The sequence below is a fragment of the Stenotrophomonas sp. CASM114 genome (genome assembly GCF_049384325.1).
In the GTDB taxonomy this organism is placed as follows: domain Bacteria; phylum Pseudomonadota; class Gammaproteobacteria; order Xanthomonadales; family Xanthomonadaceae; genus Stenotrophomonas; species Stenotrophomonas muris.
Window position 1 is genome coordinate 1 of record NZ_JBMRGJ010000021.1, and the last position, 15,893, is coordinate 15,893.

General features: G+C 66.6%; 17 protein-coding genes. 12 read left to right on the top strand and 5 right to left on the bottom strand.

Annotation, left to right across the window (positions count from 1 at the left end):
• Nucleotides 1-61: 61 nt before the first annotated feature.
• Together VG566_RS16675 and bioA are read right to left on the bottom strand one after the other, a co-directional pair.
• The gene (locus tag VG566_RS16675; RefSeq protein WP_032959098.1) at nt 62-799 is read right to left on the bottom strand and encodes a 16S rRNA (uracil(1498)-N(3))-methyltransferase; all 738 of its coding nucleotides are present in this window, start codon (nt 797-799) and stop codon (nt 62-64) included.
• Nucleotides 790-2,181 carry an adenosylmethionine--8-amino-7-oxononanoate transaminase gene (bioA, locus tag VG566_RS16680; protein ID WP_032959099.1) on the bottom strand — a complete coding sequence of 464 codons (1,392 nt, stop codon included), beginning with the start codon at nt 2,179-2,181 and terminating at the stop codon, nt 790-792. The genes VG566_RS16675 and bioA overlap by 10 nt, the downstream gene beginning before the upstream one ends.
• A 77-nt stretch (nt 2,182-2,258) precedes the next feature.
• Here bioA and nudE point away from each other — a divergent pair, with 77 nt between their 5' ends.
• The 8 genes from nudE (at nt 2,259) to VG566_RS16720 (ending at nt 8,363) form a co-directional block, all read left to right on the top strand.
• Nucleotides 2,259-2,822 (top strand): ADP compounds hydrolase NudE, encoded by a 564-nt coding sequence (gene nudE, locus VG566_RS16685; RefSeq protein ID WP_005418435.1) that lies wholly within the window; start codon nt 2,259-2,261, stop codon nt 2,820-2,822.
• Complete coding sequence (cysQ, locus tag VG566_RS16690) at nt 2,819-3,622, top strand: 3'(2'),5'-bisphosphate nucleotidase CysQ (protein WP_014038179.1); 804 nt, start codon at nt 2,819-2,821, stop codon at nt 3,620-3,622. The genes nudE and cysQ overlap by 4 nt, the downstream gene beginning before the upstream one ends.
• Nucleotides 3,623-3,635: 13 nt before the next feature.
• Nucleotides 3,636-4,475: a nucleoside triphosphate pyrophosphohydrolase gene (gene mazG / locus VG566_RS16695; RefSeq protein WP_014648086.1), complete on the top strand. Its 840-nt coding sequence runs from the start codon at nt 3,636-3,638 to the stop codon at nt 4,473-4,475.
• The gene (locus VG566_RS16700) at nt 4,472-4,801 is read left to right on the top strand and encodes a YnfA family protein (protein ID WP_014648085.1); all 330 of its coding nucleotides are present in this window, start codon (nt 4,472-4,474) and stop codon (nt 4,799-4,801) included. Before mazG ends, VG566_RS16700 begins: the two co-directional genes overlap by 4 nt.
• Nucleotides 4,802-5,019: 218 nt before the next feature.
• Nucleotides 5,020-5,322, top strand: a complete 303-nt coding sequence (locus tag VG566_RS16705; RefSeq protein WP_014648084.1) for a DUF962 domain-containing protein — start codon at nt 5,020-5,022, stop codon at nt 5,320-5,322.
• A gap of 157 nt (nt 5,323-5,479) precedes the next feature.
• Nucleotides 5,480-6,592 (top strand): glycine cleavage system aminomethyltransferase GcvT, encoded by a 1,113-nt coding sequence (gene gcvT, locus VG566_RS16710; protein ID WP_032959101.1) that lies wholly within the window; start codon nt 5,480-5,482, stop codon nt 6,590-6,592.
• A 93-nt stretch (nt 6,593-6,685) separates the two neighbouring features.
• Nucleotides 6,686-7,081 carry a glycine cleavage system protein GcvH gene (gcvH, locus tag VG566_RS16715; protein ID WP_014648082.1) on the top strand — a complete coding sequence of 132 codons (396 nt, stop codon included), beginning with the start codon at nt 6,686-6,688 and terminating at the stop codon, nt 7,079-7,081.
• Between the two features lie 775 nt (nt 7,082-7,856).
• A complete protein-coding gene (locus VG566_RS16720) occupies nt 7,857-8,363 on the top strand; it encodes a hypothetical protein (protein ID WP_049405613.1) in 507 nt (168 codons plus the stop codon).
• Nucleotides 8,364-8,487: 124 nt separating this feature from the next.
• On the opposite strand, the gene VG566_RS16725 is transcribed toward VG566_RS16720, so the two are convergent.
• On the bottom strand, nt 8,488-9,381 hold the full coding sequence (locus VG566_RS16725) for a LysR family transcriptional regulator (protein WP_069116273.1): 894 nt from the start codon (nt 9,379-9,381) through the stop codon (nt 8,488-8,490).
• Nucleotides 9,382-9,495: 114 nt separating this feature from the next.
• Here VG566_RS16725 and VG566_RS16730 point away from each other — a divergent pair, with 114 nt between their 5' ends.
• Nucleotides 9,496-10,254: an SDR family oxidoreductase gene (locus VG566_RS16730; protein ID WP_241884288.1), complete on the top strand. Its 759-nt coding sequence runs from the start codon at nt 9,496-9,498 to the stop codon at nt 10,252-10,254.
• Between the two features lie 102 nt (nt 10,255-10,356).
• Here the strand turns inward: VG566_RS16730 and VG566_RS16735 are convergent, their stop codons facing one another.
• On the bottom strand, nt 10,357-11,757 hold the full coding sequence (locus tag VG566_RS16735) for a serine hydrolase domain-containing protein (RefSeq protein ID WP_032960851.1): 1,401 nt from the start codon (nt 11,755-11,757) through the stop codon (nt 10,357-10,359).
• Nucleotides 11,758-12,041: 284 nt separating this feature from the next.
• Here VG566_RS16735 and VG566_RS16740 point away from each other — a divergent pair, with 284 nt between their 5' ends.
• The 3 genes from VG566_RS16740 (at nt 12,042) to VG566_RS16750 (ending at nt 15,399) form a co-directional block, all read left to right on the top strand.
• A complete protein-coding gene (locus VG566_RS16740; RefSeq protein WP_032960854.1) occupies nt 12,042-13,370 on the top strand; it encodes an NTP/NDP exchange transporter in 1,329 nt (442 codons plus the stop codon).
• A gap of 76 nt (nt 13,371-13,446) precedes the next feature.
• The gene (locus VG566_RS16745) at nt 13,447-13,797 is read left to right on the top strand and encodes a DUF1304 domain-containing protein (RefSeq protein WP_014648076.1); all 351 of its coding nucleotides are present in this window, start codon (nt 13,447-13,449) and stop codon (nt 13,795-13,797) included.
• A gap of 687 nt (nt 13,798-14,484) precedes the next feature.
• Nucleotides 14,485-15,399 carry an IS110-like element ISStma6 family transposase gene (locus tag VG566_RS16750; RefSeq protein ID WP_005407612.1) on the top strand — a complete coding sequence of 305 codons (915 nt, stop codon included), beginning with the start codon at nt 14,485-14,487 and terminating at the stop codon, nt 15,397-15,399.
• A gap of 11 nt (nt 15,400-15,410) precedes the next feature.
• Here VG566_RS16750 and VG566_RS16755 read toward each other — a convergent pair whose 3' ends face one another.
• Entirely contained in the window at nt 15,411-15,878 is a 468-nt protein-coding gene (locus tag VG566_RS16755; RefSeq protein ID WP_241884289.1) for a hotdog fold domain-containing protein, read from the bottom strand.
• Between the last annotated feature and the right edge of the window lie 15 nt (nt 15,879-15,893).

Consider the following 15,893-nt stretch of genomic DNA (forward strand, 5'->3'; position numbering starts at 1 on the left):
GGCCGGCAGCCCCATGATCCCGTGGATGCCGGCCAGCGGCCGGCACTACCACGAATCAGCCTTACCCCAGATCGCCCAAGCGCGCCTGCAACGCCGCGATCGCGGCCAGTCCGGCCGTTTCCGTGCGCAGGATCCGCGGCCCCAGTTGCAGCCCCTGGAATCCTGCTGCGGCCAGTTGATCGCGGTCGCGTGGCGACCAGCCGCCTTCCGGGCCGATTGCAATCACGATGCCGCCAGCGGGAGCGGCTTCCAGCGTCGACAGGCGATGTGCTCCCTGCGGATCCAGGGTCAGCCGCAGCGAATCGGCTGGCAGCGCCGCCGCAGCCTGCGCCAGCGACAGCGGCGAACCTACCGGCGGAATGCGCGCGCGCCCGGACTGGCCGCAGGCCGAGGTCACCACGTTGTTCCAGTGCGCCACGCGCTTCTCGGCCCGTGCCGCGTCCAGCTTCACCTCGGTGCGCTCGGCGTTGACCGGAATGATCGCGGCCACGCCCAGCTCGGTGGCCTTCTGCAGGATCAGGTCCATCTTCTCGCCACGGGCGATGCCCTGCAGCAGGGTGATCGCCAGCGGGGACTCATTGTCGATGGCCTGCACGGCGTCGATGCGGACCTGCACCTCGCGCTTGCCGGCCACGGTCAGCGTCGCGCTGTAGTCGTGGCCATCGCCGTTGAACAGCACGCAGGTATCGCCTTCGCGCAGGCGCATCACCCGCACCAGGTGGTTGGCGGTCTCTTCCGGCAGGGTCACGGTCTGGCCGCTGTGCAGCGCCAGGTCGATGGGGCAGCGGGTCACGCGCATGCAATCGCCTCGTCGATGGCCGCAAGCGTGGTGTGCGCCAGCAGCTCCAGTTGTTCGTCGTCCACGCAGTAGGGTGGCATCCAGTACAGCACGTCGCCCAGCGGGCGCAGCACCACGCCGCGCTTGAGGGCGGCCTTGTAGGCCTGCAGGCCCAGCCGCAGACCCGGGTCGAACGGCGTGCGCTTGTTGCCGTCGCGCGACAGCTCGAACGCCACCACCATGCCGGCCTGGCGCACGTCGGCCACGTGCGGGTGGTCGGCAAACGGTGCCGCCAGCGTGCCCATCACCGAGGCGATGCCCCGGTTGCGCGCGATCACATCGTCGTCGCGGAAGATGTCCAGCGTCGCCAGCGCCGCGGCGCAGGCCAGCGGGTTGCCGGTGTAACTGTGCGAATGCAGGAAGGCGCGCTCGCGCGAGTCGTCGAGGAAGGCGTCATACAGCGCCTGCGTCGCCAGTACGGCGGCCAGTGGCAGGAAGCCGCCGGTCAGGCCCTTGGACAGGCACATCAGGTCCGGCATCACCCCGGCCTGCTCGCAGGCGAACAGGGTGCCGGTGCGGCCGAAGCCGGTGGCGATCTCGTCGGCGATCATGAACGCGCCATGGGCATCGCACAGTTCGCGCACGCGCTGCAGGTAGACCGGGTCATGCATGCGCATGCCGCCGGCACACTGCAGGCGCGGTTCCAGGATCACCGCGCAGACCTCGCCCGGGTGCTGGTCGAACAGCGTGGCCAGGCCATCGGCCGCCTGCCGTGCGCGATCGGCCGCGCTCTGGCCCGGTTCGGCCAGGTAGGCATCGGGCGACGGCGCGAACAGGCCCTCGGCCAGCAGCGGCGCATAGACGCGGCGGTACAGCGGAATGTCACCCAGCGCCAGCGCGCCCAGGGTTTCGCCGTGGTAGCCGTTCTCGAGCGCGATGAAGCGCGTGCGCCGGGGCTCTCCGCGGTTCTGGAAGTACTGGAAGGCCATCTTCAGCGCCACTTCCACGCCGGCGGATCCGTTGTCGGCGTAGAACACCTTGGCCAGCGGTTCGCGGCCGGCCTGGCGTGGCGCCAGTGCCAGCAGGCGTTCGGCCAGGGTGATCGCCGGCTCGTGGCCGAAACCGGCGAGCATCACCTGTTCCAGCTGCCCGGCCTGGGCAGCGATGGCACCACCGATGCGCGGTTCGGCATGACCGAACAGATTGGTCCACCAGCTGCTGACCGCGTCCAGATAGCGGTTGCCGTCGTGGTCGATCAGCCATGCGCCTTCGCCACGGGCAATCGGTACCAGCGGCAGGGTGTCCGGATGCTCACGCATCTGCGTGCACGGGTGCCACAGCACCTGCAGGTCGCGCTGCCGCCAGTGGCGGGCCAGCGGGGAGGGGGTTGGGTCTGCTAGCATTTCGGGCTCATGAACATGTTGCTGCCTGCACATTCTATCGGCCCCGGCGCAGCCGCCGGTCGCCGCGGAGATTCCGCATGAACGATGACCGTGCCGGCCGTCGCTTGCCGATCATCCATCGGATCACCGATGAGGAGAACGGCCCCTTCCAGCGCCAGCACCTGGACCTGGAGTTCTCCAACGGCGAACGCCGCCGCTTCGAGCGCCTGGTCAGCCGTGGGCACGGTGCGGTGGTGGTGGTGCCGATGCTCGACGACGAAACCGTGCTGCTGGTACGTGAATACGCCGCTGGCATGCACCGTTACGAACTGGGGCTGGTGAAGGGCCGGATCGATGCCGGCGAGACGCCCGAGCAGGCGGCCGACCGCGAACTGAAGGAAGAGGCCGGTTATGGTGCGCGCCGGGTCGACGTGCTGCGCGCGATGACCCTGGCCCCGACCTACATGAGCCACCAGTCGTGGCTGGTGGTGGCGCGCGACCTGTACCCGGAAAAACTGGCCGGCGACGAGCCGGAGGAGCTGGAAGTGGTGCCGTGGAAGCTGGCCGAACTGGACCAGCTGATGCTGCGCGAGGACTTCTCAGAGGGACGCTCGCTGGCGGCGCTGTTCATTGCCCGCCAGTGGCTGCAGGGAACGCGATGATCAAGCTGACGACGGACCTGCGCGAGACCGCCATCGCCATCGCCCAGGAAGCCGGACAGGCCATCATGCAGGTGTATGCCGATGGCTTCGACGTGCAGATCAAGGACGACAACAGCCCGGTCACCGCAGCTGACCTGGCCGCCAACCAGGTCATTGAACTGGGCCTGCGCCAGCTGACCCCGGACCTGCCGATCCTGTCCGAGGAATCGGCGCAGGTGGGCTGGGAGCAGCGCCGCCACTGGGGCGCCTACTGGCTGGTGGACCCGCTCGACGGCACCCGCGAGTTCGTCAAGCGCAACGGTGAGTTCAGCGTCAACATTGCCTTGATCTACCAGGGCGCACCGGCATTCGGCGTGGTGCTGGCGCCGGTCACCGGCATTGTCTGGCATGCCATGCGCGGGGAACTGGCCTATCGGCGGCAGGGTCTGCACGACACCGTGCTGCGCACCCGCACGCCGGCCACTGCTCCGCTGCGCGTCGCCGCCAGCCGATCGCACCGTTCGCCGGAAACCGAGGCGCTGCTGGCGCGCATGGGCCGCATCGAGACCATCGCGCAGGGATCGTCGCTGAAATTCTGCCGGATCGCCGAAGGCGGCCTGGATGTCTATCCGCGGCTCGGCCCGACCTCTGAATGGGATACCGCCGCCGGCCAGTGCGTGCTGCATGCGGCGGGTGGCGCGGTGCTGTCGGCCGCGACCGGCAAGCCGTTCCGTTACAACCGCCGCGAAACGCTGTTGAACGGCGATTTCATTGCCCTTGGTGATACCAGCCTGCCGTGGCGCGACTGGTTGTCCGACTGAACCTGGAGGCCGCATGAGCGCGCACGACACCCCTGCCACCGGCAGCGAGGCAAGCCATCAACTGGAACGCCTGCTGGTCATCATGGCGCGCCTGCGCGACCCGCAGGGAGGTTGCCCATGGGACCTGGAGCAGGACTTCTCGACCATTGCCCCGTACACCATCGAGGAAGCCTACGAGGTGGCCGATGCGATCGACCGCGGCGACCTCGACGATCTCTGCGACGAGCTCGGCGACCTGCTGCTGCAGGTGGTGTTCCACGCACGCATGGCCGAGGAGCAGGGGGCATTTGCCTTCGCCGATGTCGCACGTGCGATCAGCGACAAGATGCAGCGCCGTCACCCGCATGTGTTTGCCGATGTCAGCGTCGACGATGCCGACGGAGTGATGCGCAACTGGGACGCGATCAAGCGCGCCGAGCGTGCCGCCAAGGGCGAGCAGGACACCTCCGCACTGGCCGGTATCTCGCGTGGCCTGCCGGAATGGCAGCGCGCCGTGAAGCTCCAGTCGCGCGCGGCCAGGGTCGGTTTCGACTGGCCGGGCCCGCTGCCTGTGCTGGACAAGGCGGCCGAGGAGCTGCAGGAGCTGCGCGAGGAATTCGAGCGCGGCGATATCGCGGGCAACAAGGCGCGCCTGCAGGAAGAACTGGGCGACCTGCTGTTCGTCTGCGCCAACCTGGCCCGGCACGCCGATATCGATCTGGGCGCCGCACTGCGCGGGGCCAACCACAAGTTCGAGCGGCGCTTCCGCGCGATGGAAGCGCAGGCCGAGGCGCAGGGGGAGGCGTTGGCGGCACTGGACCTGGATGCGCAGGAAGCGCTGTGGCAGCACGCCAAGGCAGCAGAAAAAGCGTGAAGACGCTTGGCCTGTTCCTGCTGACCGCGCTAGCCGAGATCGTCGGCTGTTACCTGCCATGGTTGTGGCTGCGCAAGGGAGGCAGCGTCTGGTTGCTGCTGCCGGCCGCGGCCAGCCTGGCCCTGTTCGCCTGGCTGCTGACTCTGCACCCGACTGCCAGTGGACGGGTCTATGCCGCCTACGGTGGCGTGTACATCGGCACCGCGCTGTTCTGGTTGTGGCTGGTCGACGGCATCCGCCCCAGCCGCTGGGACCTGTTCGGTGCAGCCCTGTGCCTGGCCGGCATGGCGGTGATCATGTTCGGTCCGCGCACACCCCCGGTGTAGCGTCGAGCCAGGCTCGACCGCGCCCACCCTTTTGTAGAGCCGAGCCATGCTCGGCTGCCTTGGCCTTTGTAGCGCCAAGCTTGCTCGACTGCTCCCCGGAGAAGCAGCCGAGCATGGCTCGGCTCTACAACGGCCGCCGGGCCATGCCCCGCAAGCGCGCAGCGCTGCATCCCGGTAAGGCGCATGATGGCAGTGACCACGACCCCCGGAGCACGCGCATGTCCCGCTTCGCCAGCTTCCGCGAGTTCTATCCGTTCTATCTCAGCGAGCACCGCCACCCGGTCTCGCGGCGCCTGCATTTCATCGGCAGCTGCGGGGTGCTGCTGCTGGCTGCGGCTGCCGTGTTGCGCGGCCAGCCGACGCTCCTGCTGGCCGCGCTGTTCTGCGGTTATGGATTCGCCTGGGTCGGCCACTTCTTCTTCGAGAAGAATCGCCCGGCCACCTTCCGGCATCCGCTGTATTCATTCATGGGTGACTGGGTGATGTTCGTCGACATCCTGCGTGGGCGGGTGCGCCTGTAACAGGCGGTTGCGGGGAGCGCAGCCATTGCCTTGCCCGAAAGGGAAAGGGCAAGGCGGGCCGCGCTTCCGCTTCCACGAACCGCTGCGCTGCGGCACGCCTGCGGGCGACCGATCTGGGATAATGGGAATTCCTGTTTCCTCTGCTGCCGGACCGGTCATGACCCAGAAGACGCTGCTCAACGATACCCACCGCGCCCTTGGCGCCAAGATGGTCGATTTCGGGGGTTGGGACATGCCCATCCACTACGGCTCGCAGCTGGACGAACACCACCTGGTGCGTCGCGAAGCCGGCGTGTTCGACGTCAGTCACATGACCGTGGTCGACCTGCGCGGTGACCAGGTCAAGCCGTTCCTGCGCCGCCTGCTGGCCAATTCGATCGACAAACTGAAGGTGACCGGCAAGGCCCTGTACTCGTGCATGCTGAATCCGCGCGGCGGCGTCATCGACGACCTGATCGTCTACTACCTGGGCGACGATTTCTTCCGCATGGTGGTCAATGCCTCCACCCGCGAAAAGGACCTGGCCTGGCTGCGTGAGCAGGCGGCACCGTTCGGTGTTTCCGTCGAGCAGCGCCCGGACCTGGCCATCCTCGCCGTGCAGGGCCCGCAGGCGCGCGACATCGTGATCGGCCTGGCCCGCGAAGCCGACCGTGCAGCACTGACCAAGCTGGGCCGCTTCGCCGCCCTGCAGGCGCAGTCCGACGACAGCGTCGAGTTGTTTGTCGCCCGCACCGGCTACACCGGTGAAGACGGTTTCGAGATCCTGCTGCCGCAGGATGCCGTGGTCGCCTTCTGGAACCGCCTGCTGGCGGCAGGCGTGAAGCCGGCCGGCCTCGGTGCGCGCGACACCCTGCGCCTGGAGGCCGGCATGAACCTGTACGGCCAGGACATGGACGAAGAGATCAGCCCGTATGAAGCGGCACTGGCCTGGACCGTGTCGCTGGACGAAGGCCGCGACTTCATCGGCCGCGACGTGCTGGAGGCGCAGAAGGCCGCCGGCACCGCGCGCCAGATGATCGGCCTGGTGATGGACGAGAAGGGCGTGCTGCGCCACGGCCAGGCGGTGACCACCGCTGGCGGCCAGGGCGAGATCCTGTCCGGCACCTTCTCGCCGACCCTGGCCAAGGGCATCGCCTTCGCCCGCGTGCCGGCCGGTGAACTCGGCGAGGTCACCGTCGACATCCGCGGCCGGCAGGTGCCGGTGCGCGTGGTCAAGTTCCCGTTCGTGCGCGAAGGCCAGGCCCAGCCCGGCGTGCTCGCCGACGCCTGATCCGAACGTGCCGGTCGTCACTGACAGCAGTGGCGGCCGGTTGGTTACACTAGCCCCGTTTTTTCCACCCCTGCATATCTCTGGAGCAGTCCCATGAGCGAGATCCCCGGCGACCTCAAGTTCCTCAAGTCCCATGAGTGGGCCCGTGTCGAAGGCAATGGCCGCGTCACCGTCGGTATTTCCGACCACGCCCAGGGCCTGCTGGGTGACCTGGTCTACGTCGAACTGCCGGAAGTCGGCGCCGACGCCAAGGCCGGCGAACAGATCGCCGTCGTCGAGTCGGTGAAGGCCGCCTCGGACGTCTACAGCCCGATCAGCGGCAAGGTCGTCGAGGTCAACTCGGCCCTGTCCGACAAGCCGGAAACCATCAACGAAGATGCCTACGGCGAAGGCTGGATGTTCGTGATCGAACTGACCAACGCCGAAGAGGTCAACGAGCTGCTGGACCCGGACGCGTACGCCGAAGCCCTGGAGAACGACGACCACTGAGTCGTCGTTTCCGGATTCTGGAACGGCCACCTTCGGGTGGCCGTTTTTGTTTTGGCGACCGCGTCGGACTCATGACGCGGGGTTCGCTGTGCACCCTCGGCGTGGCATCAGCCGACAGGCGAACGGTGCCGATGGGCGTGCGCAGTTTTGCGCAAATCCGCGTTTCAGCCCCGCGCCGAAGCGTTCGAATGTGAAAACTTTTCGGCCCCCGTTGCGGCGCCGTTGTGCTGGCGTTGGCGGCGGTGCCGGTGACCACCGACGATGCGCGTACGCCGTTGTGCCTTGCCTGCGCCTGTCTACGCGGAGTGCTTATTTCAAGTGTTTTTTGATCAACGCCTGCATTGGCATCGATGCAGGCAACGTGCGTGCGCGCCGCTTCCACCGTCGTTGCAGGCCGTGCAGAGTGGTGGCGCCGGCGGCGCCCGGGAAGGCGCGGATGTGAAAATTTTTCGCGGGGGTTGTTGACAGTAAAAAAAACCGTGATTAGGTTTCGCCTCAGCAGACCTTGCCTGCCCAACCGAGTGCGCAGAATCAATCGTCCGATGCGAAGCAGCCCCTTCAAGACCACCGCGACCCTGATGACGGTGGACATGGCCCCGCTTCCCCCGGAGAAATGCAAGGCAACTCCCGTTCCGATGCCCGCTCCGCCGATCGAGGCGGGCATTGCCGCATCCGTAACGGCGCGCCTGACGCGCCGGCGGTCCCCGCACGCAGCATCCGCGGGTTTGATCCAACTGGGCGTTTCAACTCCCTATCACTGACGAGGAGCCATCCCATGGCAACCAAGAAAGCTGCGAAGAAGAAGCCCGCCGCCAAGAAAGCGGTGAAGAAGGTCGCGAAGAAGGCCGCTGCCAAGAAGGCAGTGAAGAAGGTCGCGAAGAAGGCAACCGCCAAGAAGGCAGTGAAGAAGGCTGCGAAGAAGGTCGCCAAGAAGACCACTGCGAAGAAGGCAGTGAAGAAGGCGGCGAAGAAGGTAGCCAAGAAGTCCGCTGCCAAGAAGGTAGCCAAGAAGGCCACCAAGAAGGTTGCCAAGAAGGCCACCAAGAAGACTGCCAAGAAGGCCGCGGCCCGCAAGCCGGCCAAGAAGGTCGCGAAGAAGGCCACTGCCAAGAAGGCCGTCAAGAAGACCGCCAAGAAGGCAGTGAAGAAGACCGCGAAGAAGGCCACCAAGAAGGCTGCCCCGAAGAAGGCAGCGAAGAAGGTTGCCAAGCGCAAGCCGGCCGCCCGCAAGAAGAAGGCCGCTCCGGTCGCTCTGCCGGCAACCCCGGCGCCGCTGATCTAAGTACTTCCCGATAGCCGCATCCTGAAACCCCCTTCCCTGGCTGCCCAGCGGGGAGGGGGTTTTTTTATGGGCCACTTGTAGCGTCGAGTCGAGCCAGGCTCGACCGCTTTCCTGACGGTCGGCGCTAGCCGTGCGGCGCCGCTGGAAAGCGCTCCATCAGGAAGTCGAGGAAGCTGCGCAGGCGGGTGGAGTGGTAACGGTCGTGCGCATAGACCACGTGCATCGGCCGACCGGCCTGACCGTATTCCGGGAACAGCTGCACCAGACGCCCCGCCTCGACATCGGCGGCCAGCAGCAGCGTCGATTGCAGGACGATGCCAAGGCCATGCAGCGCCGCCGAACGCAGCGCTTCGCCATTGTTGATCTGCAGTCGGCCGTCGGGCACGTGGTCGAGCTCGCCAGCGTCGTCCTGCAGCCACTGCGCAAGCGCACTCGGTTCGAACGACAGGCATTGATGGCCGGCAAGTGCGTGCACGCTGCGTGGCGTGCCATGCGTGGCCAGATACGCCGGCGAGGCGCACATCATCAAGCGATAGGGGGCCAGTGCTCGTGCCACCAGCACGCTGCTGTCGGCCAGCGTGCCGATGCGCAGTGCCGCCTCGAAGCCCTCTTCGGCCAGGTCGACCACACGATCGGTCAGCGTGGCTTCGACCCGGACATCCGGATGACGGGCCATGTACTCGGCCAGCGCCGGTACCAGCGCGTGTGTACCGAAGATCACCGGTGCGCTGATGCGCAGCGTGCCCGCCGGTGAGAGCTGCTGGTGCTGCGCCTGCGCGTCGGTTTCCTCCACCAGGCGCAGGATCTCCTTGCAGCGCGCGTAGTAGTCCTCGCCGAACGGTGTCATGTGCTGGCGCCGGGTGGTACGGCTCAACAGCTGCATGCCCAGCCGGGCTTCCAATGCGCGCAGGTGCTTGCCGGCCATCGTTGCCGAGATATCCATCGCCGCGGCTGCCGCACTGAGGCTGCCCTTGTCCACGATCAGCACGTAGACCTGCATGCTCTCCAGCAGGTTCATCTGACACCCCGGGTGTTGAATGCTGAAACCTGCGTGGAGTTTATCAATCAGGGGTGATCAAACAGCATGTCGTGCACGGACCGGATTCGCCGGCCACGCTGACAGGAGAACACCATGGACTTGAACCTTGCTGGCCGTACCGCGTTGGTGACGGGCGCGGCCAGCGGCATCGGTGCCGCCGTCGCCAGGCAGCTGGCGGCTCAGGGCGTGCGCATTGCCATCACGTCGCGGCAGCGGGCACCGCTGCAGGCGCTGGCGGCGCGGATCGAAGCCGAAGGCGGCGCCGCACCGGTCATCGTGGCCGGCGATGTCACAGTTGCCGGCGACCTCCGGTACATCGCGGACGCATCCCGTGAGGCATTGCAGCGTGTCGACATCCTGGTCAATGCCGCAGGCGGTTCCCGGCCGACGACGGTCGATGCCGATGACGATATCTGGGAGGAAGCGATCGCCCTGAACTTCTCCGCCGCACGACGGCTGACCCAGGCGCTGTTGCCCGGCATGCAGGCGCAGGCATGGGGACGGGTGATCAACTTCAGCGGTTCGATGGAACCGCGCGCGGTGAACGCGGCCACCGCGGCGAAGGTGGCATTGCACCTGTGGAGCAAGGGCCTGTCGTCGGAGGTGGCGGGGCAGGGCATCACGGTGAACGCGATTGCACCGGGGCGCATCAACAGCGCGCAGATCCTGGACCGCCTGCACCCCACCGAGGAAAGCAGACGCGCGTTCATTGCCCGCAACATCCCGATCGGACGCTTTGGTGAACCGGAGGAAGTGGCGCCGCTGGTGGCGTTCCTGGCCTCGCCGCTGGCGGGTTACATCACCGGTGCGGTGATTCCAGTGGACGGCGGCATGCACTACTTCGCGCACTAGCGCTGCGGAACTGCAGAGCCGAGCATGGGCTCGACGCTGCAACGGCCAACAAAAAGGGCGACCGATGGGCCGCCCTTCGCACACACGGTCGAGCCCGCCTGGTCAGCGCGGCGAAGCCACCGCGCGGTTGCCCGAGGCGCCCTTGCCCTTGCGCTTGTCCTGCTGCGCCGGGCTTGCGCCCTCGGCCATCAGGTTGTCGCTGCCGAAGTCGGTGTCCACGTCCAGCCAGCGCTGCGCCGGCAGGCCAAGAGCCGAGTCGAGCACGGTCGGCAGCAGGCCGCTGGGCAGGCCGCTTTCGCCATTCCAGAGGATGGCGATGCCGAGGTCACGTTCCGGCACCAGCGCGACCAGGCCGCGATAGCCCTGCACGGCACCTGCATGGAACACCACGTCGTGGCCGGCGTAGTCGAAGGTACGCCAACCCAATGCGTAGCCCGCCGAGTGCAGGCGCTCACGGCGCCAGCCCGAACGCATCTCGCCCGGCGTGTTGATCAGGCTTGAATGCAGGGTGGCCAGCAGCGGTGCCGGCAGCACGTCGGGGCGATGTCCGGTGTGGGCCAGCAGCCACTGTGCCATGTCGCTGGCGCTGGCGTTGACGCCAGCCGCCGGAGCGACGCGGTAATAGGTGGGCTTGGGCGTCAGCGAGACCCAGCCGTTGCGGCTGCGCACGTGCGGACGCGCCCAGCGCGAGCTGGCCTGGATGCCGGCCAGACCGAGGCTGGCATCATTCATGCCCAGCGGCTTGAAGATGCGGCGCTCGACCGACTGCTCGTAGAAGCTGCCCGAGGCCGCATAGACAACGTCGCCGATCAGGCTGAAGGCCACATTCTGGTAGGCGTAGCAGTCGCCCGGCAGGCATTTCAGGCTGGTGTTGGCCAGCTTCTGGGTCAGCGCGTAGTACTCGGCGTTGCCTTCGATGTCGCGGTCGTAGGCGTTGTACGGCAGGCCGACGCGATGGCTGAGCACGTCGGCCACGGTCAGGCGGTCGGTGGCTTCGGGCGAATTGAGGCGGAAGCCCGGCACGTAGTCGGTGACCTTGCTGTCCCAGCGCAGCGTGCCGTCGTTGACCAGCAGGCCGGCCATGGTGCCGGCGAACGCCTTGGACAGCGAGGCCAGGCGGAACACGGTGTGCGCATCGACCGGCAGCGGGTTGTTGACGTCGGTGACGCCATAGCCACGCGCGCTGAGAATGCGGCCGCCCTGCACGATCGCCACCGCCATGCCTGGCACGCGCTCGCCATAGGTCAGCTGCTGCGCCATCGATTCGATGTTGGCGACGTTGAAGCCAGCCGCCGGCGCCTGGACGCGCGGCACCAGACCGGTGCGGTAGGCCGCAGGCTGGGTGTGGGCGACGGTGGCAGCCGTCGCGGATTCGATGTTGGTCGGCATCGGCGGCAACGCCGGCGGTGTCTGCGCGGTGGTGGACAAGGCAACGGGCATCAACATGCCCAGCAAACCGGTGGCCGCCGAACGGATCGGACGACGCAGGCTGTTCTTTTTCATCGGTTGGACCCGTGCGCGACTGCTGATGGCGATTCTAGCGCCGCTTTTCCCCTGTGCACAAACAAAGCGAAGATGAATGCGCATCTTGTTGAAAAAGTTGGAATTTTGACGCCCCGAAAGTGTGTATCGGAACGTGTCGTCCAGGCCGGTCGTCGCGTCCGTCCGCAGGCGCGAGGGCGCGTCACGCTGGCGATGTTGCAGTGCATTGGCTAACGTACGCGCTTCACCGCCCCGGAGCCTGCCATGCTGCTGTCCAACCGCCGTCTGTGGGCGAGGGGCGCTGCATGAGCGCTGCATCGGGCAAGGGGCCGCTGCAGGGCCTGGCGGCGGCGCTGCGCGAGTCGCCGGCGCTGTGGTGGTCGTTCCTGTACTTCTTCTGCCTGCTCAGCGGCTACTACGTGCTGCGCCCGGTGCGTGAGGCCATGGCCGCCTCGGCGGACCTGGAAACGGTGTTCCCGCCCGTGCTGATCACCTGGTTCGCCAGCCATGGCATCGCGTTGAAGGACTTCGTCCTGCAGTTCCTGTTCTCCTGCGTGTTCGTGATCATGCTGGTGCTGCAGCCGGTGTACGGCTGGCTGGTCAGCCGCTTCCCGCGCCGTGTGTTCCTTCCCATGGTGTACGGCTTCTTCATCGTCACCCTGCTGGGGTTCTACGCACTGTTCGACAGTCACGTGCCAGGGCGGGGCATGGCCTTTTTCCTCTGGGTGATGGTCTTCAACCTGTTCGCGGTGGCGGTGTTCTGGAGCTTCATGGCCGACGTGTTCTCCAACGCACAGGCGCGTGCCTACTACGGCTACATCGGTGCGGCCGGCACCGTTGGCGCGTTCCTCGGCCCGTTGATCACCAGCGCGCTGGCCCAGCGCGTGGGCATCGCCAACCTGATGCTGGTCTCGGCAGCATTCCTGGTCGTGTGCCTGTTGTGCATCTGGCGGCTGCGGCATTGGGCGGTGCTGCGCGAACGCGAGCAGCAACTGGTGTCCGGCGAGCAACCGATGGGCGGCAGCGTGCTGGACGGCCTGAAACTGATCGTGCGCGAGCCGCTGCTGCGCTGGTTGGCGGTGATGGTGGTGTTCGGCGTGGGCGTCGGCACGCTGCTGTACAACCAGCAGGCCAGCATCGTGCGCGCGGCGTTTACCGACCCGGCGGCCAGTACCGCGTTCTTCTCGCGCATCGACCTGGCGGTGAACGCGCTGGCGCTGCTGATGCAGGTGGGCCTGACCCGCTGGCTGCTGTCGCGCCACGGCATCGCGCCGGCGCTGCTGATTCCCGGTTTCGCGATCCTGATCGGCTTCTCGGTGCTGGCAGCCTCGCCGATGCCGTTGATGGTCGCGGTGGTGCAGGTGATGACCCGCGCCAGCGAATTCGCACTGGCCAAGCCGGCGCGCGAGACCATCTACACGCGCGTGGACCGGCAGTGGCGCTACAAGGCCGGCGCGGCGATCGACACCGTGGTGTACCGCGGCGCGGACCTGGGGTTCACCTGGATCCACAAGGCACTGACCCTGTTCGGTTCGCACGTGGTGTTCATCGGCGGCGTGCTTGTGGCCGGCTTCATGACCCTGGCTGCGTTCGGCGTGCTGCGCGAAGAAAAGAAGCTGCCGCGCGACCGTTGATTTGCCGGGGTCAGGGCCCTTTCCCGCGGGGAAAGGGCGCTGACCCCATTCTCCTTCCCTGTCCAAGGAACCGCACATGTACTGGATCGCACTCGCCCTGACCTTGCTGGTCGCACTGCTGCACGTCTATTTCCTGGTGCTGGAGATGTTCCTGTGGACCCGCCCGCTGGGCCTGAAGACCTTCCGCAACACGCCGGAGAAGGCCGGGGCCACGCGCGTGCTGGCGGCCAACCAGGGCCTGTACAACGGCTTCCTGGCGGCAGGCATCGTGGTGGGGCTGGTGATCGATCAGCCGGTGCTGGTGACGTTCTCGCTGGCCTGCGTGGTGGTGGCGGGGTGCTACGGCGCGTACAGCGTGAGCCGCCGTATTTTCATGATCCAGGCGGTGCCGGCGATCCTGGCGTTGGTGTTTCGCGCGCTGGCGTAGTTTCCAGCCAACGGCGCTGCCCCTCGTGGGTTGGTCGCGTGGAGCGGGTCATGTGTTGGGGGTGGCGGGTGGGCCGTGCAGGGGACGCTGCAAGTACGTCCATGTAAGCTCGATGGCGCCATCCATGGCGCCAACGCCCCTGAACGGCCCACCCGCCACACCCCTGACAGTTTCAGGGCGCGGCCAGCCACGGAGAAGAAAAAGAAGTTCAAGAGCAACAGCAACAGCAAAAAGCGGCCGGTGGGCCGCTTTTGCTTTTGCTTCTGCCCTTCTTTTTTCTCTTGCGTGGGTGGACGCCGCAGAGATGCGTCCGAGGCTGGGGGCGGTGGGTTCGCGGGGGTGTCCGCGGCATGGATGCCGCGGCCAAGTCCCCAGGGATGGGTTCACGGCGTCCCCCGCGAACCCACCGTCCCCAGCCTAACCAGGGCTTTCCGCGATCAACCGTCCACCCACGAGGGGCTGCGCCGTTCGCGGGGACCTTATCTCTTGCCAATCTGGCACCTTGGGTGCCGAGAGCCCGGCGTGGGCGACCGTGTGGATCCAGGTCTTGCGACCGAGAAGTAGCTTGGGTCCCCACGCCGGATTCTCCCTGAACCGCCCGAACAGTTGGTTGAGTTGGCGCTCGAACTGATAAGACTGGGCAAGCGGGGAGAGCTCTCGACCCTGTCAGCCTAGCGGAGTTCTGCCATGTTTGGGATCGGGATCGATGTGAGCAAAGCCACGCTGGATGTGGCCGTCCATGGAGAGCAGTTTCGCCAATTCAGCAACGACAAGCGCGGCTTTGTGCGCTTGATTCGGTGGCTGAAGACGTGGCCGATCAAGCAGGTCGTTCTTGAGGCAAGCGGGGGTTACGAGCGTGCTGCTCTGGATGTATTGCACGCCGCTGGCCTGCCGATGGTACGAATCAATCCGGCGCGTGCACGGCGATTTGCCCAAGGCACGGGCCGTGCCGCCAAGACCGATCGGCTCGATGCGACAGTGCTGGCACAGATGGCCCATTTGTTGCCGCTGACCCGCTACGTACCGCCTGCTCCTTGGCAGCAGCGTCTGGCTGAATTTGCGCAATGCCGCAGGCAACTGGTGCAGATGCGGGTCAGTGAGATGCAGCGCTTGCGGCGATTGGTCGATCCGGATCTGATTGCGATGAAGCAACGCCATATAGCTCAGCTATCTGACGACCTGAAGCAGTTGGATAAAGCTATTGCCGAGCAGCTTGAGGGGCAGCCTGGCTGGAAGAATATCGGCGCGCTCAAAGGCGTCGGCCCCATCCTGATCAGCACACTGGCCTGCGAGTTGCCCGAACTGGGCAGCTTGGGAAGCAAAGCCATAGCATCGCTGGTGGGGTTGGCCCCGATGAACCGCGAAAGTGGCACCTGGCAGGGCCAACGGCGGATCAGTGGTGGGCGCGCGGTGGTACGCGAAGCCCTTTACATGGCGGCCCTGACGGCCATCCGGTACGAGCCAAGGCTGCGCGCGTTTTACGCTGGCCTGAAGGCCAAGGGCAAAGCGAGCAAGGTGGCGCTCGTGGCGGTCATGCGCAAAATGCTGGTGATCCTCAACGCCCGTAAGCGAGACGCCGAGGTGGCCCTCGGCTGCCCCTGACAAGACAGTTGCTACTTCGCCGGCGACAACCACATGTCGATCACCGCGCTGAACACCTCCGTGCCCGCACGGTCGCGCACGCTCACCGTCACCGGCAGCGCATAGCCCTCGGCCGCGACGACAATCGGCTGTGCCGGCAACGCCACCGCCTGCAGCGTGCCACGTGCCTTGGCCAGGTACTGCACCTGCATCCCCTTCGGGATCCAGCGCATGCCCTTCGGCAGCGATGCATCGACCATCAACCCGGCGGTCAGTTCGGCCAGGTTGCACATCGCGATCGCGTGCACCGTGCTGATGTGGTTGCGCACCCTGCGGCGGTCGGCCAGCGTGGCTTCGCAGCGGCCGTGTTCCAGGCGGGTGATGCGTGGCGCGATGCTGGCGAAGTAGGGCGCCTTGAAGCACACCGCGCGCGAGAACAGCCAGGTGCCGGCGGGCCAGCGCTGCAGCCGGTGGTAAAGCGAGAGCAGGGGCGTGGACATGGTGGGTATTCCGGT